Below are 24,254 nucleotides of genomic sequence, written 5' to 3' on the forward strand. Positions count from 1 at the left end.
ATCATTACTTTTTTTGATATGTATACACACTAACTTCTTTACCCTTTAAGATTACTTCTTTCTCTAAATGCATTCCATTTTTGTTGGCTATACGGATAGACCTGGTGTTTTCCTTCTGAATAAGAGAGATTAGACGCGTTAAACCTAACTGTTCAACTCCTCTGTTAAGTAGGGCACTTGCTGCTTCTATTGCGTAACCATTTCCCCAAAATTCTTTAGCGATCCAATAGCCAATTTCTAGTTCATCTTCTCCATCAATTTGTTGTGGTATTATTCCCGCATGTCCCACTGGAACTCCATCTTTTTTACGAATTAGCAGCTTTAAGCCATACTCTCCATTCTTCTTGTAGTGACTCTGAATTCTTTCTAAAAAGGCATGTGATTCTTCTCTATTCCGCGTATTGCCATTCCCTATATACTTCATCATCTGGGAATCGCTTAACATCGAATATAAAAAGTCCATGTCCCCTTGCTCATATTGACGAAAAATTAATCTTTGTGAGGTAAACTCCATATACTCCTCTCCTTTATAGGTATTATTGTTTTTAAATATACACCTCTCAAAATATACACACAATCACTTTTTAAACAATTGGACAATCGTCTATTTTCCCTAAAGACTAATAAAAAAAGCACTCCCCGAGAAATCTCGAGAAGTGCTTTGAACTGATAATATAATATTAACGTTTTGAGAACTGAGGTGCACGACGAGCGCCTTTAAGTCCTGGTTTTTTACGTTCTTTCATACGTGGATCACGTGTTAAGAATCCTGCTGATTTCAATGCTGGACGGAAATCAGGATCTACTGTAAGTAGTGCACGTGCAATACCATGACGGATTGCTCCTGCTTGTCCTGTGAATCCACCACCGTTAACGTTTACGTGTACATCGTAGCTACCTAAAGTTTGAGTAGTTACTAATGGTTGTTTAATAATTTCACGTAAAGTTTCGTATGGTACGTAGTCTTCTACGTCACGTTTGTTGATAACGATATTTCCTTCGCCCGGTACTAAACGTACACGTGCTACTGAACTTTTACGGCGACCAGTGCCGATATATTGAACTTGTGCCAAGTGAATGTCCTCCTCTTAATTATTATCCGCGAAGCTCGTATGCTTCTGGTTTTTGTGCTGCATGTGGGTGTTCTGCTCCAGTGTATACATGAAGCTTGCTGAACGTTTGACGACCTAAAGAGTTTTTAGGAAGCATTCCTTTAATAGCTAGCTCAAGCATTTTTGTTGGGTACTTAGTACGCATTTCTAAAGCTGTACGTTGTTTAAGTCCACCAGAGAATTGAGTGTGACGGTAGTAAATTTTGTCATTTAGCTTGTTCCCAGTTAAATGAATTTTTTCTGCATTAAGAATGATCACATGATCACCTGTGTCAACATTCGGTGTGAATGTTGGTTTGTTTTTTCCACGTAAAATAGCTGCAACTTCTGAAGCTAGACGACCAAGTGTTTGGCCTTCAGCGTCTACTACTAACCATTTACGTTCTACTTCGTGACCCTTAGCCATGAATGTTGTACGCATGTATTTTGTCCTCCTAATTCAATCATAATCGATCTAAAATTTTCTATATCCTCATACCAATAAGTTTCGGGGCTTATATTGTGGGGTTAAGAAATACCATACATCATCATACCCCGGAAACAACAATTAGTCAAGCGTTTTTCGTAAAACACCTGGTGATGTTGTTTCATCCACCATACGCTACTTTTTCAAGGTATAAACCGTGTGCTGGCGCGGTTTTCCCTGCTTCCTTTCTGTCACACGATGAGAGGATCTTGGAAATACTCTCCACACTTTTTTTTTGAATGCCAACTTCCCATAATGTACCCGCAATTATACGCACCATATTATATAAAAACCCACTTCCACTAATGACCATTTGAAGTTGTTGAGTTTCTTTTTTCACTTCAAAGTTAATAGAGTAAATAGTTCTCACAAAGTCATTTACATTCGTCTTCGCTGCACAAAAACTTGAAAAATCATGGGTTCCCAGTAAATGTTGAGCTGCTTCCTGCATCAATGCAATATCTGGTTTGTAACGATCTGCATGGACGGAAAAATCACGCTCAAAAGGACTATGTATTTCACTAAGTGACCAAATATAACGATACGTTTTTCCAACAGCATGGTATCTGGCATGAAAATCATCCGATACTTGCTCAATCGACAAAATACGAATATCTCTAGGAAGTTGAACATTCAAAGCAGTGCTCCAACGATCTACCGGAAATGTTAGTGGACTATCAAAGTGAATAACTTGTCCTGTTGCATGAACACCAGCATCTGTTCTTCCACTCGCAACTATTTTTACAACTGTGCCTTTATGAATCGTTTCTAAGACACGCTCTATTTCTAATTGAACAGTCCGTTTCCCTGGTTGAATTTGATAACCAGAAAACTGACTTCCATCATAACTAATAATCGCTCGAAGTCTCATCCTACCCCCTCCTCATCAGTTTCTAAAGTAAACCAGTATTACAGCTAATACGACGAGCGTAAGGAGGGTTAGCGTGTCTCTGAGCGCCCATTCTAGCTTCCGGTATCTCGTGCGACCTTCGCCCCCTCTATACCCTCTTACTTCCATCGCTGTTGCTAAGTCTTCTGCTCGCTTAAAAGCACTAACAAACAACGGGATAAGAAGTGGTACAATTGCATTCATTCTTTCCTTCATATTCCCCGTTGTCATATCAGATCCTCTAGCCATTTGTGCTTTCATAATCTTATCCGTCTCATCCATTAAAGTTGGGATAAATCTTAACGAAATAGACATCATAAGTGCCAATTCATGTACAGGTAATTTCCATTTTTTTAATGGATTCAACAAGATTTCTAATGCATCTGTTATCGAAATAGGTGTAGTAGTTAATGTGAGAATTGATGTTAAAATAACGAGTACGGTAAAGCGAATTGAGATGAATATCCCTTGCTTCAAGCCTTCCTCATAAATTTTGATAAACTTCCAATCCAATATAATTGGACCTTCTCGAGTGAAAAACAAATGCAATAAAAACGTAAATATAATTAAAAAAACGACCGGTTTTAACCCATTAATCAAAAAATATAGTCTAATTTTCGATAGTTTAATGATAAGAAAAGTAAACACCAACAAGATCCCGTAGGTAATCCAGTTATTTGCAATAAAGACAACCATAATAAAGAAAAATACAAATATTAACTTTGCACGAGCGTCTAAACGGTGTATAAAAGAATCCCCCGGAATATAGCGACCAAATATCATTTTCTCTAGCATTAGATTTCACGCTCCTTTTTCAACAGGCGTGCAAGTTCCTCTGCTAAGGCCTCTTCCGTTAAACAAAGACTTGGCAGTTTTTTGTTCATCATCTCTTCTAGTTTCTTTTGAAACTTAATAGATTGAGGTAATTCTAAACGATAATCCATTAAACGATCCTCATCAGAGAATATCTCTTTTGGTATTCCTTGCAGCACACATCGACCATTATGCATAATTGCAATTCGATCTGCATATCTTGCCGCATCTTCCATGCTATGCGTTACAAGAATAGTCGTTAAGCCTTTTTCTATATGGAGTTTATAAAACAGGTCCATAATTTCTTTCCGACCTCTTGGATCAAGCCCAGCTGTCGGTTCATCTAATACTAATACTTCCGGATTCATCGCAAGGACTCCCGCAATAGCAACTCTTCGCATTTGCCCACCAGAGAGGTCAAAGGGTGACTTTTCCATTACCTCTTCAGGCAACCCAAGTAACCTCACTAATTCAATAGCACGTTGTCTTGCTTCCTCTTCTGGCACCCCAAAGTTCATAGGTCCAAACATAATATCCTTTAAAACTGTTTCATCAAATAATTGATGCTCGGGAAATTGAAAGACTATCCCTACCTTTTGTCTAATTTCTCTTAGTTTTTTGTTCTTTTTACCTGCCACAACTTCCGTGCCACCTATACGAATAACACCTTCTGTAGGCTTCAGCAAAGCATTTAAATGCTGTAGCACTGTAGACTTCCCTGAGCCTGTATGACCAATGATAGCTTGATAAGAACCTGAGGGAATTAGTAAATCTACATCGTATAAAGCTCTTTTTTCAAATGGTGTATCTTTGGCATACGCATAACTTACTTGTTGAAGTGAGATGTCCATAAATCATTCACCAACTCTTCTTCTGACATATGGTCTGCTACAAGTTGCACACCTTGCGCTCGCAGTAGCCTAGACATATTCATTGCAAAAGGAAGATCCAATCCTAAATCGATTAGCTCCTGCCCTCTTTCAAATACCTCATGTGGTGACCCTGTTGCATATTTCTCTCCCTGATTCATAACAATTACACGATCAGCGAGAAGTGCTTCTTCTAAATCATGTGTGATAGAGATTACTGTTAGATCAGTTTCTTTCCTTAACTCATGCACTGTTTGAAGTACCTCTTCTCTCCCCTGAGGATCTAACATAGAAGTTGCCTCGTCTAACAGCAAAATACTTGGTTGAAGCGCGATAGCTCCCGCAATGGCAACTCTTTGCTTCTGTCCACCAGAGAGATGGTGCGGCTCACTATTCATAAAGTCACTCATTTTCACTTTTGCTAATGAAGCATGTACTCGTTCCACCATTTCCTCAAAGGGGATGCCGTTATTTTCTAACGCAAATGCAACATCATCTTGAACTGTTGCTCCAACAAACTGGTTATCTGGATTTTGAAATACCATTCCCATTTTAGAGCGTGTGTCCCATAAATTATGTTCGTTTAATGGTTCTCCAAATATCCGTACTGTTCCCGTCTGAGGAAATAGAAGACCATTCATTAATCGTGCTAATGTCGATTTGCCAGACCCATTATGGCCAACAATCGCCACCCATTCACCTTCATTAATAGTATAAGAGACATTCTGTATAGCTGGGCGTATACCGATATCTTCCTCTGCATATGTAAAAGTAACTTCCTGTAAAGAAATAATTTCGCGTTTCATCCTTTACCTCCTCTGCTCAACTCAGCTGTGCTAATAGTTTACAACATTTTACGATAAATTAAAAAAGCGCGCACCTCATTTTGAGAAATGCGCTCTTCTATAACTTATTTCTTGATTGGTTGCTCAAGACCAACCAGAAAATGAGGTGCGTAGAGCTAGACGAGACGCCACTTCTTAAAATTCAAAGAATTTCATAAGCCCGCTCATCGTAACACTCTGCTTTTATATTGTCGTATAAATCTGTTTGAAAAAAAGAGGGCGGTAGAAACCCACCAAATACCCTCTTCAATTTGGCAGACGAATAAACGTCTGAAAATTAAATTAAACTAACTCAATTACTACTACTGGTGCTCCGTCTCCGCGACGAGGTCCAGCTTTCATAATACGAGTGTAACCGCCTTGACGATCAGCATAGCGTGGTGCTACATCATCAAACAATTTTTGTAAAGCATAGATTGTTGATTCGTTTCCTTCTTCATCAGTAGAAGTAACGACCTCACGACGAATGTAAGCCGCAGCTTGACGACGAGCGTGTAAATCTCCGCGTTTACCTAAAGTGATCATTTTTTCAACAACAGAACGTAATTCTTTTGCACGTGCTTCAGTAGTTTGAATACGCTCATTAATAATTAGGTCCGTTGTTAAGTCACGTAACATCGCTTTACGTTGAGAACTTGTACGTCCAAGTTTTCTGTAACCCATGGATGTTTCCCTCCTTTGGTGAATAATTCAAGTCTTGCTATATCAAAACCCGTTTAGTCTTCTTTACGTAATCCTAAACCAAGCTCATCTAACTTCGCTCTTACTTCTTCTAAAGATTTACGGCCAAGGTTTCTTACTTTCATCATATCGTCTTCTGACTTGCTTGCAAGCTCAAGTACTGTATTAATACCAGCGCGTTTTAAGCAATTATAAGAACGAACAGAAAGATCAAGTTCTTCAATAGTCATCTCTAAAACTTTTTCTTTTTGATCTTCTTCTTTTTCGACCATGATTTCAGCAGTTTGTGCCTCGTCTGTCATCCCTACAAAAATATTTAAGTGCTCTGTTAAAATTTTCGCTCCAAGAGAAATCGCCTCTTTAGGACCTGTGCTGCCATCTGTCCACACATCAAGTGTAAGCTTATCGAAGTTGGACATTTGCCCAACACGAGTATTTTCCACTTGGAAATTCACGCGTGAAACTGGAGTATAAATAGAGTCGATCGGGATTACGCCGATAGGAAGATCCTCACGTTTGTTTTGAACAGCAGGAGTGTAGCCACGGCCTCGACCTGCGTACATACGCATACGGAAATGACCATTTTTGCTGATTGTAGCAATATAGAGTTCCGGGTTTAAAATTTCTACGTCACTGTCATGTGTAATGTCAGCAGCAGTAATCATTCCCTCACCTTTAACATCAATCTCAATGACTTTTTCCTCGTCAGAGTAGATTTTTAAAGCTAGCTTTTTCACATTCATAATAATAGATGCTACATCTTCCACTACGCCTTCAATAGTTGAAAACTCGTGTAAAACGCCATCAATTTGAATAGAAGTAACTGCAGCTCCTGGTAAAGACGACAGAAGGATGCGTCGTAAAGAATTTCCCAAAGTATTTCCATAGCCACGTTCAAGCGGTTCTACAACAAATTTACCAAACTTGGTATTTTCGCTGATTTCTACACTTTCAATCTTTGGTTTTTCGATTTCGATCATTCCAATTTACCCTCCCTCAAAACATCGAATGTATAGGTTCTTTCCATCATGAATTCGATCGTTAACTGATTGCTGTTAATACAACCTCAGTCTGTACAATAAATGATGTTCTCAAACAAGTTGAGTATCACCTATTAAACGCGACGACGTTTTGGTGGACGGCAACCATTATGTGGTACTGGTGTTACGTCTTTAATTGCTGTAACTTCTAGACCTGCAGCTTGAAGTGCGCGAATTGCCGCTTCACGACCAGCTCCTGGTCCTTTAACTGTTACTTCTAAAGTTTTAATACCATGTTCCATTGAAGTCTTTGCAGCAGCTTCTGCAGCCATTTGTGCAGCGAATGGAGTAGATTTACGAGAACCTCTAAATCCAAGAGCTCCAGCACTTGACCAAGAAAGTGCATTTCCTTGCATGTCTGTGATAGTCACAATTGTGTTGTTAAATGTTGAGCGAATGTGAGCAATACCGGATTCGATATTCTTTTTCACACGACGCTTACGTGTTTGTTGTTTACGTGCCATGTTAAGAAGAAACCTCCTTTACCGATTATTTTTTCTTGTTAGCTACTGTTTTACGTGGACCTTTACGAGTACGTGCATTGTTCTTCGTATTTTGTCCGCGTACTGGTAAGCCTCTACGATGACGGATACCACGGAATGATCCGATTTCCATCAATCGTTTAATGTTTAGTGATACTTCGCGACGAAGGTCACCTTCTACTTTATATACACCGATTTGTTCACGGATTTTGTTTAGTTCGTCTTCTGTAAGATCACGTACACGTGTTTCTTCAGAAATACCAGCTCCCGCTAATACTTTTTGAGAAGTCGTTTTACCAATACCGAAAATGTATGTTAATGCAATAACAACGCGTTTGTCGCGTGGAATGTCAACACCAGCAATACGTGCCATATGTGTCGTGCACCTCCTTCTTATTATCCTTGTCTTTGTTTGTGTTTAGGATTTTCACAGATTACCATTACTTTACCGCGTCGGCGAATTACCTTACATTTTTCGCAGATCGGTTTCACAGATGGTCTCACTTTCATCTAACCTAACCTCCTTAGTAGTCCGGAGTGCAAAAGATTATTATTTAAAACGGTACGTAATACGACCGCGAGTTAAATCGTAAGGAGAAAGTTCAATTGTGACTTTATCTCCAGGTAAAATACGGATGAAATGCATACGAATTTTACCCGATACATGCGCAAGAATCGTATGACCGTTTTCTAATTCTACCTTAAACATCGCGTTTGGCAAAGTCTCAACAACTGTTCCTTCGACTTCAATTACATCATCTTTCGCCATCAACCCTGTCTCCCTTCTATATACAAATCAGGTTCTCATCAATACTCAAACGTAATTTGCTGTTAGTATAGCCTCAATAGGAACGAAACTATTCGTTCAAGCATATGTTTGGAAATCATGAGAGATGTTCGAAAGACACTCGTAAGGTTTCGCTTATAGCAATCCACGGAGTAGACCGTCTCCCTCATGTCAACATGTTCGTACGAATGTGTTGGATGAGTTCCATAGTACCCGTTCGTTACACAGATGCTTCCACGAAACCCATTATACATCGTAAGTATTTTAAATGCACGTGGACAAGGGAGTCCGCGCTTTTGATGCATTCCTTTTCCTCCGAACGTATACCGGGCGCAATATGCTTTTGCAGCTCTCGAAAAAAACATTTTCGTTCTTTGCATACTACCCGGGTATTCAGTCGTCTGCGACAGGCACCGGGCAATTATATGCGGTTGCCCTGTAACAGAGCATCAAGATCAGCGAATACTAGTTTAATATCCTGCTGTCCATCTATATTAGATAAAACACCTTTGTCTTCATAAAAATCAAGCAAAGGTTGTGTTTGCTTCATATTTACTTCCAGACGGTTAGTTACCGTTTCCGGATTATCATCAGCACGTTGATAAAGCTCTCCACCATCTTTGTCACATACCCCATCTTTAGCAGGTGGATTAAAGACTAAATGATAAGCAGTTCCACATTCTTTACAAATGCGGCGACCTGTTAGACGTTTGATTAATTCTTCTTGTTCTACTTGAATATTAAGCACATGCTCAATAGATTTGTCGATATCCGAAAGCAAAGCATCTAGTGCATCTGCTTGTGGAACTGTACGAGGAAATCCATCAAGTAGGAATCCTTTTTCACAGTCTGGTTTACTTAATCTTTCGCGGACAATACCAATCGTTACTTCATCAGGTACCAAGGCACCTTGATCCATAAACGATTTTGCTTTTAAACCTAGTTCCGTACCATCTTTAATAGCTGCACGAAACATATCGCCTGTAGAAATATGAGGGATTGCGTACTTCTCAACAATTTTATCTGCCTGCGTACCTTTACCAGCACCAGGTAAACCCATTAAAACGATATTCATACGAAAATGCCCCCCAGGACTATATAGTTGATTTTTAGGAACATTAACGTCCCTAAAAACCCACCTTATTTCATAAAGCCTTTATAATGACGTTTAACTAGTTGGGATTCTAGCTGTTTCATCGTTTCGAGTGCAACCCCAACTACGATTAACAAACTTGTTCCGCCAATTTGTGCTGATTGCGGTAAATCCGCATACTTCACAAATAGCATCGGCATGATTGAAATAATAGCTAAGAATATAGCTCCAACAAATGTTAAACGATACAAGACGCTAGTTAAATAGTTTTGTGTATTGATCCCTGGACGAATTCCAGGAATATACGCACCTTGCTTTTTCAAATTGTCTGCTACATTTTCTGGGTTCACTTGAATGAACGCATAGAAGTAAGTAAAAGCAATGATCAAAGCAATATAAATTGTCATACCAATAGGTTGTGTATAATCTAATGCTCTCGTAATAGCATCGGTAGTGTTATTCTGACCGAAGAATAAAACGATTGACTGAGGCGCCATAAGAAACGCTGATGCAAAGATTACCGGGATTACTCCCGCAGCATTAACTTTTAAAGGTAAGTGAGTCTGTTGACCGCCTGTTTGAGCAGCACCAGAAACACGTTTCGCATATTGAATTGGAATTTTACGCAACGCTTGTTGAACGTAAATTACTCCAACTGTTACTGCGATAATCGCCAATAAAAGTAGAATGATGATTACTATATTGATAAACAGTGCATCTCCTGCACCTTCAATTTGTTGCGCATACACTTGGTTAACTGCGTTTGGAATGGCAGCAGCAATACCAGCGAAGATAATAATAGATATACCATTACCAACACCTTTAGCGGTAATTTGCTCTCCTAACCACATTAAAAATGCAGTTCCGGCTGTCAAAACAAGTGCAATAACTAAGTATGTCAATATACCGTCATCTTTTATTAAAGAACCACTATACATACGGTTGAAACCGTAAGACATAGCAATTGCTTGAACAAAAGCTAACACAATTGTGAAGTATCGAGTGAATTGTGCAAGTTTCCGTCTTCCGACTTCCCCTTGTTTTGCCCACTCAGTAAACTTCGGAACAACATCCATTTGTAGTAATTGTACTATGATGGATGCAGTGATGTAAGGCATGATACCCATTGCTAAAATAGAAAAGTTAGCAAGGGCTCCGCCACCGAATGTATTAAGGAAACCAATCAAACCCATTTGGTCTGTTTGTTTTAATACATCAGCATCAACGTAAGGTACTGGAACAAATGTCCCAATACGGAAGACGATTAACATCAATAAAGTAAAAATGATTTTATTTCTTATATCTCTAACACGCATAAAGTTGGAGATTGTCTGAAACATTAAACCACCTCTGTTGATCCGCCAGCGTTCTCAATTGCTTCTTTTGCTGATGCAGAGAATTTATGAGCTCTTACAGTTAACTTTTTACCAAGAGTTCCATTACCTAGAATCTTGATACCAGATTTCTCACTGCTCACAACACCTGTTTCTATTAATAGAGCAGGTGTAACTTCTGTGCCGTCTTCGAAACGATTTAATGTGTCAAGGTTCACAATTGCGAATTCTTTACGATTAATGTTCGTAAATCCACGTTTTGGTAAACGACGGAATAACGGGTTTTGACCGCCCTCAAATCCTGGACGAACGCCTCCGCCTGAACGAGCGTTTTGACCTTTATGACCTTTACCTGATGTTTTACCAGTTCCAGACCCGATTCCACGTCCGATACGCTTGCGCGAAGAACGAGAACCTTCTGATGGCTTTAACTCATGAAGTTTCATATGGTGGCACCTCCTTATTCTTAAAATAAAACTTATATTTCTTTAGTTGTTACTAGATGAGCTACTTTTTTAACCATGCCACGAATAGCGACATTGTCTTGATGCTCAACTGTTTGATGCATTTTACGTAATCCAAGAGCTTCTACTGTTTTGCGTTGAGTTGGTTTAGTACCAATCAAGCTTCTAGTCAGGGTAATTTCTAGTTTAGTTGCCATTGTAATTTCCCCCCCTTATCCTAACAGTTCTTCTACTGATTTACCACGCAATTTAGCAACGTCTTCAGCACGTTTTAACTGAGTTAAACCTTGTACTGTAGCACGTACCATGTTAATTGGTGTATTAGAACCAAGTGATTTAGAAAGAATATCTGTAATACCAGCTAATTCAAGTACTGCACGAACTGGTCCACCAGCAATAACTCCTGTACCAGGCGCTGCAGGTTTAACTAGAATAGAACCGGCACCAAAATGTCCTACAACTAAATGAGGAGTAGTCCCTTTAACTCTTGGTACTTCTATTAAGTTTTTCTTCGCGTCTTCAACAGCTTTACGGATAGCATCTGGAACTTCTTGTGCTTTACCAGTACCAAATCCTACATGTCCATCTTTGTCACCGACAACTACTAATGCAGTAAAACGGAAACGACGTCCACCTTTTACAACTTTAGCAACACGGTTGATCGTTACTACGCGTTCTTCAAGTTCAAGTTTGTTTGGGTCAATACCACGCATGAAATATGTCCCTCCTTCTTCTTAAAATTCTAAGCCGTTTTCACGTGCAGCTTCAGCTAACGCTTTAACACGTCCATGATATAAGTAACCGCCACGGTCAAATACAACAGATTTGATGTTTTTTTCTGTAGCGCGTTTTGCGATTGTTTCACCGATCAATTTAGCAGCTTCTACATTTCCAGCTGTTCCATTGAAATCTTTATCCATAGTGGATGCACTTGCGATTGTAACACCTTGAGTATCATCAATCAGTTGTGCGTATAAATGTTTATTAGAACGGAATACATTTAAACGAGGACGTTCAGTAGTACCCGTGATTTTTGTACGAACACGTACATGACGTCTCTTACGAACTTGATTTTTGTCTTGTTTCGTAATCACAGTGGTCACTCCTTTCTAATGCGAAAAGCATTATTTACCTGTTTTACCTTCTTTACGGCGTACAACTTCGCCTTCATAACGAATACCTTTACCTTTATACGGCTCTGGTGGACGAACTTGACGAATGTTAGATGCTAAAGCACCAACACGTTCTTTATCAATACCGCGAATGATAATTTTTGTATTTGCAGGAACTTCAACTACTAGTCCGTCTTCAGGAGTGAACTCAACTGGATGTGAGTACCCTACATTAAGTACAAGTTTAGTTCCTTGTAATTGTGCACGGTAACCTACCCCAACTAATTCAAGTGCACGTTCAAATCCTTGAGAAACACCCGTGATCATGTTAGCTAGCAAAGCGCGAGTTGTACCATGAATCGTACGGTGCTCTTTTGAATCCGAAGGGCGTACTAAAGTTATTACAGTACCTTCTTGCTCAATTTTAATATCTTGGTTAAAAGATTTTGTTAATTCACCTTTTGGTCCTTTTACAACTACTGTGTTTTCAGCGCTAACTGTTACAGTAACTTCTGCAGGAACCTCTATTGGTTTTTTACCTACTCGAGACATTTTGTTGCACCTCCATTCGTTTGTTGATTATTACCAAACGTAAGCTACGATTTCTCCGCCAACTTGTTTAGCGCGAGCTTCTTTATCTGTTAATAAACCATTTGAAGTAGAAACTAAAGCGATTCCTAAACCGTTCAATACTTTAGGTACTTCGTTTGTTTTAGCGTAAACGCGTAGACCAGGTTTTGAAATACGTTTCAAACCAGTAATAACGCGCTCGTCATTTTGACCATATTTTAAGAAGATACGGATGATACCTTGTTTGCTATCTTCTACATATTCAACATCACGGATGAAACCTTCGCGTTTTAAAATCTCCGCGATTTCCTTTTTCAGGTTTGAAGCAGGAACTTCTAATTTCTCGTGACGAACCATGTTAGCATTACGAATGCGTGTAAGCATATCTGCAATTGGATCTGACATTGTCATTACATTTACCTCCTTCCCAGTTATAGGGGATTACCAGCTTGCTTTTTTAACGCCAGGAATTTGTCCCTTGTATGCAAGTTCACGGAAACAAATACGGCAAAGCTTGAATTTACGATATACAGAGTGCGGACGTCCACAACGCTCACAGCGTGTGTATGCTTGCACTTGGAACTTTGGCGTACGTTGTTGTTTAACGATCATTGATTTTTTAGCCACGTTTTCGCCTCCCTTATTTTACTTTTGGAATGGCATACCGAATTGTGTTAATAACTCGCGAGCTTCTTCGTCAGAATTCGCAGTTGTTACAATTACGATGTCCATACCGCGTACTTTCGAAACTTTATCATAATCGATTTCAGGGAAGATCAATTGCTCTTTGATTCCTAGAGTGTAGTTACCGCGACCGTCGAATGCTTTTTTAGAAACACCACGGAAGTCACGTACACGCGGAAGAGAAATAGCGATTAATTTATCCAAGAAGTCATACATACGTTCTCCACGTAGAGTGACTTTTGTACCGATTGGCATACCTTCACGTAGACGGAATGTAGCGATCGATTTTTTAGCTTTCGTAACTACAGGTTTTTGTCCTGAAATAATTTGTAATTCCTCAACAGCTGCGTCAAGCGCTTTTGTATTAGAAACAGCATCACCAACACCCATGTTGATAACAATTTTATCAACTTTAGGTACTTGCATTACTGATTTATATTCAAATTTGCTCATTAGAGCAGGAGAAACTTCCTTAAGATACTTTTCTTTTAGGCGGTTCATGTGTGTACCTCCCTTCTCTTTACTTATTTAATAATTTCACCGGATTTTTTCGCAACACGAACTTTTTTGCCATCTTCCACTTTAGAACCTACGCGAGTCGGCTCGCCGGTTTTAGGGTCAATTAACATAACATTCGATACGTGGATTGCAGCCTCGTGGCTTACAATTCCTCCTTGCGGATTAGCTTGGTTTGGCTTCATATGTTTTTTGATGATGTTTACACCTTCAACTAACACACGGTCTTTCTTAGGAAAAGCAGTAAGAACAACACCTGTTTTACCTTTGTCTTTACCTGAGATTACCATTACTTTGTCGCCTTTTTTAACATGCATTCTTGTCGCACCTCCTTGATTGGCACTTTCATGTAAATTAAAGAACTTCTGGAGCTAATGAAACGATTTTCATAAAGTTGCTGTCGCGTAATTCACGAGCAACTGGTCCGAAGATACGAGTTCCACGCGGGCCTTTATCATCTTTGATAATAACGCAAGCATTTTCATCAAATTTGATATAAGTTCCGTCTTTACGGCGTACGCCGCTTTTAGTGCGAACGATTACAGCTTTAACGACGTCACCCTTCTTGACAACGCCACCTGGTGTTGCTTTCTTAACTGTACATACGACGATATCGCCGATATTAGCAGTCTTACGTCCAGTACCACCAAGTACTTTAATAGTTAAAACTTCGCGTGCACCTGAGTTGTCAGCAACTTTCATACGAGTTTCTTGTTGGATCACTTAGGTAACCTCCCTTCGGAATATATTAGTTCCGAACTTATTATTAGATAATAACCGCTTTTTCTACAACTTCCAATAGGCGGAAACGTTTAGTAGCTGATAGCGGACGAGTTTCCATGATACGGACGATATCTCCGATTTGGGCTTCGTTCTGCTCATCATGAGCTTTAAATTTCTTAGAATACTTAACACGTTTACCGTATAACTTGTGTTTTTTATGAGTTTCAATTAAAACAGAAATTGTTTTATCCATTTTATCTGATACCACACGGCCAGTGTATACTTTGCGTTGATTACGCTCAGTCATGCCAGAAAACCTCCTTTATCAGTTGTTTGCACTGATTTCTCTTTCACGAACCACAGTTTTCATACGCGCGATCGCTTTACGAACTTCGCGAATGCGAGCTGTGTTTTCTAATTGACCAGTCGCCAATTGGAAGCGTAGGTTGAAAAGCTCTTCTTTCAGTGATTTTACCTTTTGTTCTATTTCTGCAGTAGTAAGGTCACGGATGTCATTAGCTTTCATTAGATTCACCACCAATTTCTTGACGTTTGATTATTTTACATTTAATCGGAAGCTTATGTGATGCTAATCTCAATGCTTCACGAGCAACTTCTTCAGAAACGCCAGCTATTTCAAACATAATTTTTCCAGGTTTTACAACTGCTACCCATCCTTCAGGAGCACCTTTACCTGAACCCATACGTACCTCAAGAGGCTTTTTCGTATAAGGTTTGTGAGGGAATATTTTAATCCATACTTTACCGCCACGTTTCATGTAACGTGTCATTGCAATACGGGCTGCTTCAATTTGACGACTTGTGATCCAGCTTGCTTCAGTTGCTTGTAAACCAAACTCACCGAATGCTATTTCTTTGCCGCCTTTTGCTTCACCACGCATTTTCCCACGGTGTTCACGACGATATTTAACGCGTTTAGGCATTAACATATTATTTGCCTCCTTCCTCAGAGTTCTTCTTAACTGGAAGGACTTCACCACGATAGATCCATACTTTAACGCCAAGCTTACCATAAGTTGTGTCAGCTTCAGCATGTGCATAATCAATGTCAGCACGTAATGTATGAAGTGGTACAGTTCCTTCGCTGTAATGTTCAGCACGAGCAATGTCAGCGCCGCCTAAGCGTCCAGATACTTGAGTTTTAATACCTTTAGCGCCAGAACGCATTGTGCGTTGAATTGCTTGTTTTTGAGCACGACGGAAAGATACGCGCCCTTCTAGTTGGCGTGCAATACTTTCTGCTACTAATTTAGCATCTAAGTCAGCTCGTTTTATTTCAACAATATTTATGTGTACACGTTTACCAGTTAAATCGTTCAAGTGCTTGCGAAGTGCTTCCACTTCCGTACCACCTTTACCGATTACCATACCTGGTTTAGCTGTGTGAATTGAAACATTAACACGTTTTGCAGCGCGTTCGATTTCTACAGTAGAAACAGAAGCTTCTTTCAAACGAGTTTCGATGTACTTACGGATTTTCAAGTCTTCGTGTAGTAGAGTTGCATAGTCTTTACCAGCGTACCATTTTGACTCCCAGTCACGAATGATGCCTACTCGTAATCCTATAGGATGTACTTTTTGACCCACGAATTATCCCTCCTTCTTCTCTGATACCACGATTGTGATGTGGCTAGTACGTTTGTTAATAGCACTTGCACGTCCCATAGCACGTGGGCGGAAACGTTTTAATGTTGGACCTTCATCAACAAAGACTTCAGAAACAACTAGGTTATTTACATCTAAATCATAATTGTGCTCAGCGTTGGCAACTGCGGATTTTAATACCTTTTCAACTACAGGCGATGCTGCTTTTGGAGTAAGTTTTAAAATTGCAACTGCTTCACCGATTTGCTTACCTCTGATTAAATCAACGACTAATCTTACTTTACGAGGGGCAATGCGCACTGTTTTAGCAATAGCTTTTGCTTGTGACATTTTAATGACCTCCTCTCAAATTAGCGTCTTGTTTTCTTATCATCAGAACCATGACTACCTATAGCGCGTGTTGGTGCAAACTCGCCAAGTTTATGACCTACCATATCTTCAGTTACGTATACAGGAACATGTTTGCGTCCGTCATATACAGCGATTGTTAACCCGATAAAAGTAGGGAAAATTGTAGAACGGCGAGACCAAGTCTTAATCACTTGTTTTTTCTCAGAGTCCTTTTGTGCATCGACCTTCTTAATTAGATGATCGTCTGCGAAAGGTCCTTTTTTCAAGCTACGACCCATGCTGAAACCTCCCTCCGTGATGACACCACGGTTCTATCTGCGAACCGTAGTAAGACCACTTTATTTTTTACGACGACGAATGATAAGTTTGTCGGATTTGTTTTTCTTGTTACGAGTTTTGTATCCAAGAGTTGGTTTACCCCATGGAGACATTGGTGACTTACGACCGATTGGAGTTTTACCTTCACCACCACCATGTGGGTGATCGTTCGGGTTCATTACTGATCCACGTACAGTTGGGCGTTTACCTAACCAACGATTACGACCAGCTTTACCAATGTTCACAAGTTCGTGTTGTTCGTTTCCTACTTCACCGATAGTTGCACGGCAAACACCTAGGATTAAACGAACTTCACCAGATTGTAAACGTACGATTACGTACTTACCTTCTTTACCAAGTAATTGAGCAGATGTACCAGCAGAACGAACTAACTGACCACCTTTACCAGGTTTCATTTCAATGTTATGGATAGTAGTACCCATTGGGATGTTTTGTAATGGAAGAGCGTTTCCTGCTTTGATATCAGCTTCTGGTCCTGACACGATTGTCATTCCCACTTCTAAGCCTTTAGGAGCTAGGATGTAACGTTTTTCCCCATCCGCATAATTAATTAATGCGATATTCGCAGTACGGTTTGGATCATATTCAATAGTAGCAACGCGTCCTGGTATACCATCTTTATTTCGTTTGAAATCAATGATACGGTATTGACGCTTATGTCCACCACCATGATGACGAACAGTAATTTTACCTTGATTGTTACGGCCGCCTTTACGTTTCACAGGAGCAAGTAGAGATTTCTCTGGCTTGTCAGTTGTGATTTCAGCGTAATCTAATGAAGTCATGTTACGACGTCCGTTTGTCGTTGGTTTATACTTTCTAATCGCCATGTTATTCCCTCCTTCTTGATTATTAATTCCTTTTTATAAGGATTAGATTTCGAATAACTCGATTTCTTTGCTTTCTAGAGTTAACGTAACAATAGCTTTACGACGCTTGTTCGTATACCCACCAAATTTACCTACGCGTTTGTATTTTCCTTTGTAGTTCATGATGTTAACTTTCTCAACATCTACTCCGAAAATTTCTTCAATTGCGTATTTAACTTGAGTTTTATTGGCACGAGTGTCCACTTCGAAAGTGTACTTTTTATCTGCCATTACTTCAGAAGAACGCTCGGTAATGACCGGACGTTTAATAATATCACGTGCTTCCATTATCCAAGCACCTCCTCTACTTTTTCTACTGCTGCTTTAGTCATTACAACTTTGTTATGACCGATTAAATCTAAAACGTTAATGCCTGTTGCAGACACTACTGTGATTCCAGGGATGTTACGAGCAGCTAATGCTACTGTTTCATCTAAATCAGCAGTTACGAATAACGCTTTTTTATCGATTGAAAGGTTAGATAACACTTTCACGAAGTCTTTTGTTTTTGGTGCATCAAATGCTAAACCTTCAAGTACTACGATACTTTCTTCACGAGCTTTTGTTGAAAGCGCTGAAAGAAGTGCTAAACGACGTACTTTTCTAGGTAATTTGAAGCTGTAACTACGTGGAGTTGGTCCGAAAACAACACCACCACCACGCCATTGTGGAGAGCGGATAGAACCTTGACGAGCACGTCCAGTTCCTTTTTGTTTCCATGGTTTACGTCCACCACCAGCAACTTCAGAACGGTTTTTCACTTTGTGATTACCTTGACGAAGTGAAGCGCGTTGAGAAATGATAGCGTCAAATAAGACAGATTCATTTGGTTCGATACCGAAAATTTTATCGTTCAATTCGATTTCGCCAACTGAAGTTCCTGCTTGATTGAATAATGATACTTTTGCCATTCCTGTTTCCTCCTTTCTTTAGAGAATTATTTCGATTTAATAGCAGCTTTAACTACTACTAATGATTTACGAGAACCAGGAACATTACCTTTTACTAATAATAGGTTACGTTCAGCATCCACTCTTACGATTTCTAAGTTTTGGATTGTTACTGTATGTCCACCCATTTGACCAGGTAATTTCTTTTGTTTGAATACACGGTTCGGAGCAACTGGCCCCATTGAACCTGGACGACGGTGGTAACGAGATCCATGGGCCATTGGTCCACGAGATTGTCCGTGGCGTTTAATAACACCTTGGAAACCTTTACCTTTAGTAGTACCTGTTACATCAATTACATCGCCTTCTGCAAAACTTTCTACCTTGACTTCTTGACCAACTTCGTAATTAGCTGTATCCAAGCCGCTGAATTCGCGGATGAAGCGCTTAGGAGCAGTGCTTGCTTTAGCTACGTGCCCTTTCGCAGGTTTGTTAGAAAGCTTTTCGCGCTTGTCTTCAAAACCTAACTGAATAGCTTCGTAACCGTCTGTTTCAACTGTTTTCTTTTGAAGTACTACGTTTGGAGTAGCTTCAATAACAGTTACAGGGATTAAGTCACCGTTCTCAGCAAATACTTGCGTCATACCGATTTTTCTACCTAAGATTCCTTTGGTCATCCGTCACACCTCCTATAATAATTTGTGTTTTTTATTTTTTACCATTAAAGTTTGATTTCAATATCAACGCCAGATGGTAAATCAAGCTTCATTAACGCATCAACAGTTTGTGGTGTTGGGTTAACGATATCGATAAGACGTTTATGCGTACGCATTTCGAATTGCTCACGAGAATCTTTATACTTATGAACAGCACGAAGAATCGTATAAACAGATCTTTCAGTCGGAAGTGGAATCGGACCCGATACACTTGCACCTGAACGTTTAGCAGTTTCCACAATTTTCTCAGCAGATTGATCCAGAATTCTATGATCATACGCTTTTAAACGGATACGAATTTTTTGTTTTGCCATTACTTTCCCTCCTTTTCGCCTATTTTCTAGACATTCTCCACGAAAATTTTCCGTACACTCGCCATGGCAAAGCGGCCGGGTGTGTCGGTAACCTCTCGCTTCATCGCAGTCAAAGACCAACATTCAACATTATACACATTAAAAAAATATTTCGCAAGTGTTTTTTACGAAATTATTTTTAAAGTTATAACCGCATTACTTTTCTATAATACTTATGTTTTTCTAAGCCGTTTTCTAGTATATAAAATTCTAGTGAAAATAGCAACTGATAACAATAATAATATATACACAACACGCATACTCTTCTTCAAGCTCTTTAAAGTTACTATAACTAGAAAGGGATATCTCTTCTATAGAGATATCCCTTTCTAGTTATTACTATAGAACAAACACAACTGCAATCCATCCGAAAAGCACGAGCGGAATATTATAAGCAACAAACGTGGGAACACAAGTATCCCATATGTGGTTATGTTGTCCATCTACATTCAATCCTGCAGTTGGGCCAAGCGTTGAGTCAGAAGCAGGTGACCCGGCATCACCTAAAGCACCTGCTGTGCCTATTAATGCAATTGTTGCTAATGGACTTAATCCAAGTTCCATTGCAAGTGGTACAAAGATGGCAGCTATTATTGGGATAGTAGCAAATGATGAACCGATCCCCATCGTTACAACCAAGCCTACTATTAACATAATCAGCACTGCTATACTCACATTACCCTGTAGTAATCCCGAAGATGCTTCTACAAGACTTTCTACATGCCCCGTAGCATTAATAACCGCTGCAAATCCATTTGCGGTAATCATAACGAATCCTACAAAGGCCATCATACGCATTCCTTCAGTGAGAAGTACATCCGCTTCTTTCCTTTTTAATGCACCACTGACATAAAGGACAACGATACCAGCAAGCGCTCCGGCAATCATAGAATCGGTTTCAACTTGAACTGTCAAAGCCGCAACCAAAGAAATAATAGTAAAAACTATACTACTTTTCTTTACATCTACTTCTAGATCATTCACTTCTACTTCTTGCTGCTTATAACTTCTGGGTTTCCGAAACAAAACAAATGCCATTACAAGTCCAAATACCATTCCTAGAGCTGGAACTGCCATCGCCTTAGGAATATCGCTTAAAGCTATTTCTAATCCTGATAACCCCATCTGTGTAGCAACGATGTCTTGATAAATTGCACCAAACCCGTATGGCAAAAACATATACGGAGTAATTAAACCGAAAGCTAAAATACAAGCTATCAATCTTCGATCCACTTGCAACATATTTAACACTTTTAAGATGGGTGGTACCAGTAATGGGATGAAGGCAATATGAATCGGAATTAAGTTCTGTGAGAATACAGCCATCATAAGTAACAACAAGAATACTAAAGCTTTCACTAGCCCTACTTTATTGGAGTCTCCTTTACTCTTTACTAACTTCAAGATGGCTAACACTAATAACTCAGGTATACCAGTCTTGGAGATAGCGATGGCAAAGCCTCCTAGTAACGCATAGCTAAGTGCTATGGTCGCCCCAGCACCTAACCCACCTGTAAATGCATCAATGGTTTCCGCAACGGATAAACCGGCTGTAAGGCCTCCTACAAGGGCCCCTATAATTAAGGAGAATACTACGTTGATACGAAGTAAACTCAATACTAACATGACTATTACCGCTATTAAGACAGCATTCAACTTTACCACTCACTTTCATGCACTAGATTACTAATAGGTAGAAGTTTATATTTTTTTAATGAAAATGTCAATAGATTATATAATAATCTAAATCACTTTTAAAACTAACCTTGTCGGAATAAACAAGTCTATCTCCTGAGCACAAGCCTGTACTAATAAAATATTACTCATTCAATATCTATGAAAAACTCTATGCAAAAACAAAAGCCTGACCTCCAAATGGAAATCAAGCTTTTGTATTATAAGGCTGCTTCTACTACCTTTCGATAATAACCTGCTGAAAGAATTGCAAAGATGGAGTAAAGAACAATATATATACCCATTGTGATCAATAAGGGAGCAACCAACTCGGTGCCAAATAAAATCCAACCCGATTTTACTGCAAAATAACTATGTGCTAAGCCTATTATTAATGGAAAACCGAAGTTAAACAACTGCTTACGTCGGATCCCACTCATAATCTCATTAGTAGTAAAGCCCATTTTGCGTAAAATTTTATAGGTTCCTTTTTCTTCATCCGCCTCAGACATTTGTTTAAAGTACAGAATACTACCTGTAGCTATTAAAAACGCTAAGCCTAAAAATCCACTTATAAAAATGGTCATTCCAAGTGAATCTAACATATTTATGCGATAATCTTCCTGTGATTCTACACTGACTGTGTTTGTTGCTCGATCATTACCTGGAATTGGCATTTCCACTGACACTTTATTTGCTTCAAATACTTCTTGCGCCTTTATTAATTGATTTTCTTCCTTCAAATCCATACCAACTATTTTTTGGTTCTTAGTAAGAGGGTCATTAAGTAGCTTTTGAAAATAAGTGTCTGACACTACGACTGTAAAAAAACCAAAATAGTGATAATCAGGTATTAGTCGATCCTCTATAACTTCCTTAATAAATATTTCATCTTTACCTGTAGAAGTATTAAACTGTATAGGTTTTTGTCCTTCTATTCTTATGTTTTCTGCGCTCAAACTATCGTAACCTATTATATAACCTTCCTCTTCTTGTAATTGAAGATTAGGAAGCTTTTTTTGAATTGCCTTTAGGCTAACAACTTGTACACCTAACTCGGTGGACAAAGTTTTATCTAACGCAGCTTTCTTGATCAATAAAGTACGGACATCTGATGGAACCGCTAGTATGTCAATATCATACCTAGTATATTGAATTCCTTCTTTATCAAATTCTCCAACCATTTCAAAACCAGTATCCTCATACATTATAAAATCATAAGGTACTGCTTGATTCGCCACTGAGTCCGTTGAATAGTAGGAGATGTAGGTTAATGTTAATATTGCTAGCGTAGTCGCGGACAATACTGTAATAGTAGTCAGAGACATCGCATTGGCTTTCATACGATGCATGATCGTCGATAACGATAATACATCTTGAATAGATAGCAAACCTTTTTTACTTTTTCTTATAAGGTTTAGGATTAACGCTACCGAGAATCGAAATACAAAATAGGTTCCACCAACCGTTAAAGCAAGTATAGAAACCATTTTGAATAACAGTATATTGGCAGAAGGTAAGTTATCCAAATCTAATAGTGTCGTTGATAAATAGTAGCCATACCCTATAGAAATCAATCCTACAAATCCTAAAAACATCTGAAAGGCATTAAACTTTTTGACCCTTTCATCTGCGACTGCGGTTGTTGTAATTAGAGCTAGTAGAGTTACTCTTTTAATTCTTATCGCAGTTTGTAAAATTACTATCAATAAAAGTACCGAGAAAACAACTACAGTAACCATTAACGCTTCCATAGAAAATGAGAGCTCTACAAATACATCCTTTTCTACTATTTTTAAGAGTATCATTACAAATATTCTTGAGGTAAGTAAACCTACTAATACACCAATGAGAATAGCACTGAACCAAAGAATAATATTCTCAATTGCTATTAGTCTAGCCACTAGGCTCTTGGACATGCCGACTAGTTGGTATAAACCTATTTCCTTGCTCCGTCTATTCATGAAGAGCTTATTAGCATAGAGTACAAAGAAAGTTACGATAAATAATAATAAATAGGAAGCTGCTTTTAATGCAGCTGAAGATCTACCAGTACCGATTTCATTAACGATTGCTGGATTGTACTGTAAAGTAACAAAAGAATAATATAATGAAACACTGAATACTAAAGCAAAAACATAGAGATAATAACTCTTTATATTTTTCCTCATACTTCTTAAAACCAATTGATTAAGCGTCATAGCCATCACCACTCAATACACCTTGGGTATTCATGATCTCTTGGAAAAATTGTTTGCGATCCTTGTCACCCTTATACAACTCAGAATATATCTGTCCGTCCTTTAAAAATAGAACACGTGAGCAAAAGCTTGCCGCTACAGAGTCGTGTGTTACCATCATAATCGTGACTTTCTTTTCTTTGTTGATTTTTTCCAAATTACTTAACAATGCAGTAGCAGATTTGGAATCTAGAGCTCCAGTTGGCTCATCTGCAAATACAATAGAAGGATTACCGACTAGTGCCCTTGCCGCTGATGTTCTTTGCTTTTGTCCACCAGATATCTCATTAGGATATTTGTTTAATATATCTTCAATTCCTAAAAGAGCTGTAATCTCCCTTATCTTGTCCTCCCCCTCGCTCTTAGAGGTTTTCCCTACAGATAATGGAAGATAAATATTTTCTTTAACTGTTAGCGTATCCAACAAATTATAATCCTGAAAGATAAAACCAAGCTGTTCTCTTCTAAATTTGGAAAGCTTCTGTTCTTTCATTTTTTGAAGATTATTATTGTTAATCTCAATTATTCCAGATGTAACTTTATCAATTGAAGCTAAGACATTTAATAGGGTTGTTTTCCCTGAGCCCGAAGGTCCCATAATCCCAACAAATTCCCCTTCTCGTACTTCTATGTCAATATCCTTTAACACTTCCTGAGTATTGGATTTTTTACCAAATACTTTTTTAATCTTTCGACCTCGTAAAATAACCATGGTC

Annotated in this window: 39 protein-coding genes; all 39 read right to left on the reverse strand. The window is 38.9% G+C overall.

Annotated elements, in window-relative coordinates:
- Positions 1-4: 4 nt before the first annotated feature.
- The 39 genes from MHI47_RS18480 to MHI47_RS18670 all read right to left on the reverse strand — a co-directional run bounded on the left by MHI47_RS18480 (position 5) and on the right by MHI47_RS18670 (position 24,250).
- Entirely contained in the window at positions 5-514 is a 510-nt protein-coding gene (locus MHI47_RS18480) for a GNAT family N-acetyltransferase (RefSeq protein ID WP_340831835.1), read from the reverse strand.
- 166 nt (positions 515-680) lie between these two features.
- A complete protein-coding gene (gene rpsI / locus MHI47_RS18485) occupies positions 681-1,073 on the reverse strand; it encodes a 30S ribosomal protein S9 (RefSeq protein WP_093537835.1) in 393 nt (130 codons plus the stop codon).
- A 22-nt stretch (positions 1,074-1,095) separates the two neighbouring features.
- Positions 1,096-1,533 carry a 50S ribosomal protein L13 gene (gene rplM, locus MHI47_RS18490; protein WP_093537836.1) on the reverse strand — a complete coding sequence of 146 codons (438 nt, stop codon included), beginning with the start codon at positions 1,531-1,533 and terminating at the stop codon, positions 1,096-1,098.
- A 166-nt stretch (positions 1,534-1,699) separates the two neighbouring features.
- Positions 1,700-2,449: a tRNA pseudouridine(38-40) synthase TruA gene (gene truA, locus MHI47_RS18495; protein WP_093537837.1), complete on the reverse strand. Its 750-nt coding sequence runs from the start codon at positions 2,447-2,449 to the stop codon at positions 1,700-1,702.
- Between the two features lie 15 nt (positions 2,450-2,464).
- A complete protein-coding gene (locus tag MHI47_RS18500) occupies positions 2,465-3,262 on the reverse strand; it encodes an energy-coupling factor transporter transmembrane component T family protein (RefSeq protein ID WP_340764019.1) in 798 nt (265 codons plus the stop codon).
- The gene (locus MHI47_RS18505; RefSeq protein ID WP_340764021.1) at positions 3,262-4,131 is read right to left on the reverse strand and encodes an energy-coupling factor ABC transporter ATP-binding protein; all 870 of its coding nucleotides are present in this window, start codon (positions 4,129-4,131) and stop codon (positions 3,262-3,264) included. The genes MHI47_RS18500 and MHI47_RS18505 overlap by 1 nt, the downstream gene beginning before the upstream one ends.
- Positions 4,107-4,955, reverse strand: coding sequence for an energy-coupling factor ABC transporter ATP-binding protein (locus MHI47_RS18510; RefSeq protein ID WP_093537840.1), 849 nt, complete (start codon positions 4,953-4,955; stop codon positions 4,107-4,109). The genes MHI47_RS18505 and MHI47_RS18510 overlap by 25 nt, the downstream gene beginning before the upstream one ends.
- A gap of 321 nt (positions 4,956-5,276) precedes the next feature.
- Entirely contained in the window at positions 5,277-5,657 is a 381-nt protein-coding gene (rplQ, locus tag MHI47_RS18515; protein WP_093537841.1) for a 50S ribosomal protein L17, read from the reverse strand.
- Between the two features lie 53 nt (positions 5,658-5,710).
- Positions 5,711-6,655: a DNA-directed RNA polymerase subunit alpha gene (locus tag MHI47_RS18520; RefSeq protein ID WP_093537842.1), complete on the reverse strand. Its 945-nt coding sequence runs from the start codon at positions 6,653-6,655 to the stop codon at positions 5,711-5,713.
- Between the two features lie 134 nt (positions 6,656-6,789).
- Complete coding sequence (gene rpsK / locus MHI47_RS18525) at positions 6,790-7,179, reverse strand: 30S ribosomal protein S11 (RefSeq protein WP_093537843.1); 390 nt, start codon at positions 7,177-7,179, stop codon at positions 6,790-6,792.
- 25 nt (positions 7,180-7,204) lie between these two features.
- Positions 7,205-7,570 (reverse strand): 30S ribosomal protein S13, encoded by a 366-nt coding sequence (gene rpsM / locus MHI47_RS18530; protein WP_093537844.1) that lies wholly within the window; start codon positions 7,568-7,570, stop codon positions 7,205-7,207.
- Between the two features lie 23 nt (positions 7,571-7,593).
- Entirely contained in the window at positions 7,594-7,707 is a 114-nt protein-coding gene (gene rpmJ, locus MHI47_RS18535) for a 50S ribosomal protein L36 (protein WP_003247619.1), read from the reverse strand.
- A gap of 40 nt (positions 7,708-7,747) precedes the next feature.
- A complete protein-coding gene (gene infA, locus MHI47_RS18540) occupies positions 7,748-7,966 on the reverse strand; it encodes a translation initiation factor IF-1 (protein ID WP_016429904.1) in 219 nt (72 codons plus the stop codon).
- Positions 7,967-8,405: 439 nt separating this feature from the next.
- On the reverse strand, positions 8,406-9,059 hold the full coding sequence (locus MHI47_RS18545; RefSeq protein WP_093537845.1) for an adenylate kinase: 654 nt from the start codon (positions 9,057-9,059) through the stop codon (positions 8,406-8,408).
- Positions 9,060-9,124: 65 nt separating this feature from the next.
- Positions 9,125-10,417 carry a preprotein translocase subunit SecY gene (secY, locus tag MHI47_RS18550; protein WP_093537846.1) on the reverse strand — a complete coding sequence of 431 codons (1,293 nt, stop codon included), beginning with the start codon at positions 10,415-10,417 and terminating at the stop codon, positions 9,125-9,127.
- A complete protein-coding gene (gene rplO / locus MHI47_RS18555; protein WP_093537847.1) occupies positions 10,417-10,857 on the reverse strand; it encodes a 50S ribosomal protein L15 in 441 nt (146 codons plus the stop codon). The genes secY and rplO overlap by 1 nt, the downstream gene beginning before the upstream one ends.
- Before the next feature lie 32 nt (positions 10,858-10,889).
- Positions 10,890-11,072: a 50S ribosomal protein L30 gene (gene rpmD / locus MHI47_RS18560; RefSeq protein WP_093537848.1), complete on the reverse strand. Its 183-nt coding sequence runs from the start codon at positions 11,070-11,072 to the stop codon at positions 10,890-10,892.
- A gap of 15 nt (positions 11,073-11,087) precedes the next feature.
- Entirely contained in the window at positions 11,088-11,588 is a 501-nt protein-coding gene (rpsE, locus tag MHI47_RS18565) for a 30S ribosomal protein S5 (protein ID WP_093537849.1), read from the reverse strand.
- Positions 11,589-11,609: 21 nt separating this feature from the next.
- A complete protein-coding gene (gene rplR, locus MHI47_RS18570; RefSeq protein WP_093537850.1) occupies positions 11,610-11,969 on the reverse strand; it encodes a 50S ribosomal protein L18 in 360 nt (119 codons plus the stop codon).
- A 30-nt stretch (positions 11,970-11,999) separates the two neighbouring features.
- Positions 12,000-12,539: a 50S ribosomal protein L6 gene (gene rplF, locus MHI47_RS18575; protein ID WP_093537851.1), complete on the reverse strand. Its 540-nt coding sequence runs from the start codon at positions 12,537-12,539 to the stop codon at positions 12,000-12,002.
- A 30-nt stretch (positions 12,540-12,569) separates the two neighbouring features.
- Positions 12,570-12,968, reverse strand: coding sequence for a 30S ribosomal protein S8 (gene rpsH / locus MHI47_RS18580; protein WP_090567854.1), 399 nt, complete (start codon positions 12,966-12,968; stop codon positions 12,570-12,572).
- 30 nt (positions 12,969-12,998) lie between these two features.
- Positions 12,999-13,184 carry a type Z 30S ribosomal protein S14 gene (locus MHI47_RS18585; RefSeq protein ID WP_093537852.1) on the reverse strand — a complete coding sequence of 62 codons (186 nt, stop codon included), beginning with the start codon at positions 13,182-13,184 and terminating at the stop codon, positions 12,999-13,001.
- A gap of 18 nt (positions 13,185-13,202) precedes the next feature.
- Positions 13,203-13,742, reverse strand: a complete 540-nt coding sequence (gene rplE, locus MHI47_RS18590; protein ID WP_093537853.1) for a 50S ribosomal protein L5 — start codon at positions 13,740-13,742, stop codon at positions 13,203-13,205.
- 23 nt (positions 13,743-13,765) lie between these two features.
- Positions 13,766-14,074 carry a 50S ribosomal protein L24 gene (gene rplX, locus MHI47_RS18595; protein WP_090567845.1) on the reverse strand — a complete coding sequence of 103 codons (309 nt, stop codon included), beginning with the start codon at positions 14,072-14,074 and terminating at the stop codon, positions 13,766-13,768.
- A 37-nt stretch (positions 14,075-14,111) separates the two neighbouring features.
- The gene (gene rplN, locus MHI47_RS18600; RefSeq protein WP_053591327.1) at positions 14,112-14,480 is read right to left on the reverse strand and encodes a 50S ribosomal protein L14; all 369 of its coding nucleotides are present in this window, start codon (positions 14,478-14,480) and stop codon (positions 14,112-14,114) included.
- A gap of 43 nt (positions 14,481-14,523) precedes the next feature.
- The gene (gene rpsQ, locus MHI47_RS18605; protein WP_090567844.1) at positions 14,524-14,787 is read right to left on the reverse strand and encodes a 30S ribosomal protein S17; all 264 of its coding nucleotides are present in this window, start codon (positions 14,785-14,787) and stop codon (positions 14,524-14,526) included.
- An 18-nt stretch (positions 14,788-14,805) separates the two neighbouring features.
- Positions 14,806-15,006 (reverse strand): 50S ribosomal protein L29, encoded by a 201-nt coding sequence (gene rpmC / locus MHI47_RS18610; RefSeq protein WP_093537854.1) that lies wholly within the window; start codon positions 15,004-15,006, stop codon positions 14,806-14,808.
- Entirely contained in the window at positions 14,996-15,430 is a 435-nt protein-coding gene (gene rplP, locus MHI47_RS18615) for a 50S ribosomal protein L16 (protein ID WP_093537855.1), read from the reverse strand. Before rplP ends, rpmC begins: the two co-directional genes overlap by 11 nt.
- A 1-nt stretch (position 15,431) precedes the next feature.
- Entirely contained in the window at positions 15,432-16,088 is a 657-nt protein-coding gene (gene rpsC, locus MHI47_RS18620) for a 30S ribosomal protein S3 (protein WP_093537856.1), read from the reverse strand.
- Between the two features lie 3 nt (positions 16,089-16,091).
- Entirely contained in the window at positions 16,092-16,436 is a 345-nt protein-coding gene (gene rplV, locus MHI47_RS18625) for a 50S ribosomal protein L22 (protein WP_093537857.1), read from the reverse strand.
- Between the two features lie 20 nt (positions 16,437-16,456).
- Entirely contained in the window at positions 16,457-16,735 is a 279-nt protein-coding gene (gene rpsS, locus MHI47_RS18630) for a 30S ribosomal protein S19 (protein ID WP_093537858.1), read from the reverse strand.
- A gap of 60 nt (positions 16,736-16,795) precedes the next feature.
- Positions 16,796-17,626: a 50S ribosomal protein L2 gene (gene rplB / locus MHI47_RS18635; protein WP_093537859.1), complete on the reverse strand. Its 831-nt coding sequence runs from the start codon at positions 17,624-17,626 to the stop codon at positions 16,796-16,798.
- Between the two features lie 42 nt (positions 17,627-17,668).
- Positions 17,669-17,953 (reverse strand): 50S ribosomal protein L23, encoded by a 285-nt coding sequence (gene rplW, locus MHI47_RS18640; RefSeq protein WP_093537860.1) that lies wholly within the window; start codon positions 17,951-17,953, stop codon positions 17,669-17,671.
- Entirely contained in the window at positions 17,953-18,576 is a 624-nt protein-coding gene (gene rplD, locus MHI47_RS18645) for a 50S ribosomal protein L4 (protein ID WP_093537861.1), read from the reverse strand. Before rplD ends, rplW begins: the two co-directional genes overlap by 1 nt.
- 26 nt (positions 18,577-18,602) lie before the next feature.
- A complete protein-coding gene (gene rplC / locus MHI47_RS18650; protein ID WP_340831838.1) occupies positions 18,603-19,232 on the reverse strand; it encodes a 50S ribosomal protein L3 in 630 nt (209 codons plus the stop codon).
- 44 nt (positions 19,233-19,276) lie between these two features.
- The gene (gene rpsJ, locus MHI47_RS18655) at positions 19,277-19,585 is read right to left on the reverse strand and encodes a 30S ribosomal protein S10 (RefSeq protein WP_042478628.1); all 309 of its coding nucleotides are present in this window, start codon (positions 19,583-19,585) and stop codon (positions 19,277-19,279) included.
- A 378-nt stretch (positions 19,586-19,963) separates the two neighbouring features.
- Complete coding sequence (locus MHI47_RS18660; protein ID WP_340771089.1) at positions 19,964-21,280, reverse strand: Na+/H+ antiporter family protein; 1,317 nt, start codon at positions 21,278-21,280, stop codon at positions 19,964-19,966.
- Positions 21,281-21,519: 239 nt separating this feature from the next.
- A complete protein-coding gene (locus MHI47_RS18665; RefSeq protein WP_340831840.1) occupies positions 21,520-23,499 on the reverse strand; it encodes an FtsX-like permease family protein in 1,980 nt (659 codons plus the stop codon).
- Positions 23,489-24,250, reverse strand: a complete 762-nt coding sequence (locus tag MHI47_RS18670; protein WP_093537865.1) for an ABC transporter ATP-binding protein — start codon at positions 24,248-24,250, stop codon at positions 23,489-23,491. The genes MHI47_RS18665 and MHI47_RS18670 overlap by 11 nt, the downstream gene beginning before the upstream one ends.
- Between the last annotated feature and the right edge of the window lie 4 nt (positions 24,251-24,254).

Origin of the sequence: Psychrobacillus sp. FSL H8-0487 (genome assembly GCF_038008385.1) — a bacterium.
Classification (GTDB): Bacteria; Bacillota; Bacilli; order Bacillales_A; family Planococcaceae; genus Psychrobacillus; species Psychrobacillus psychrotolerans.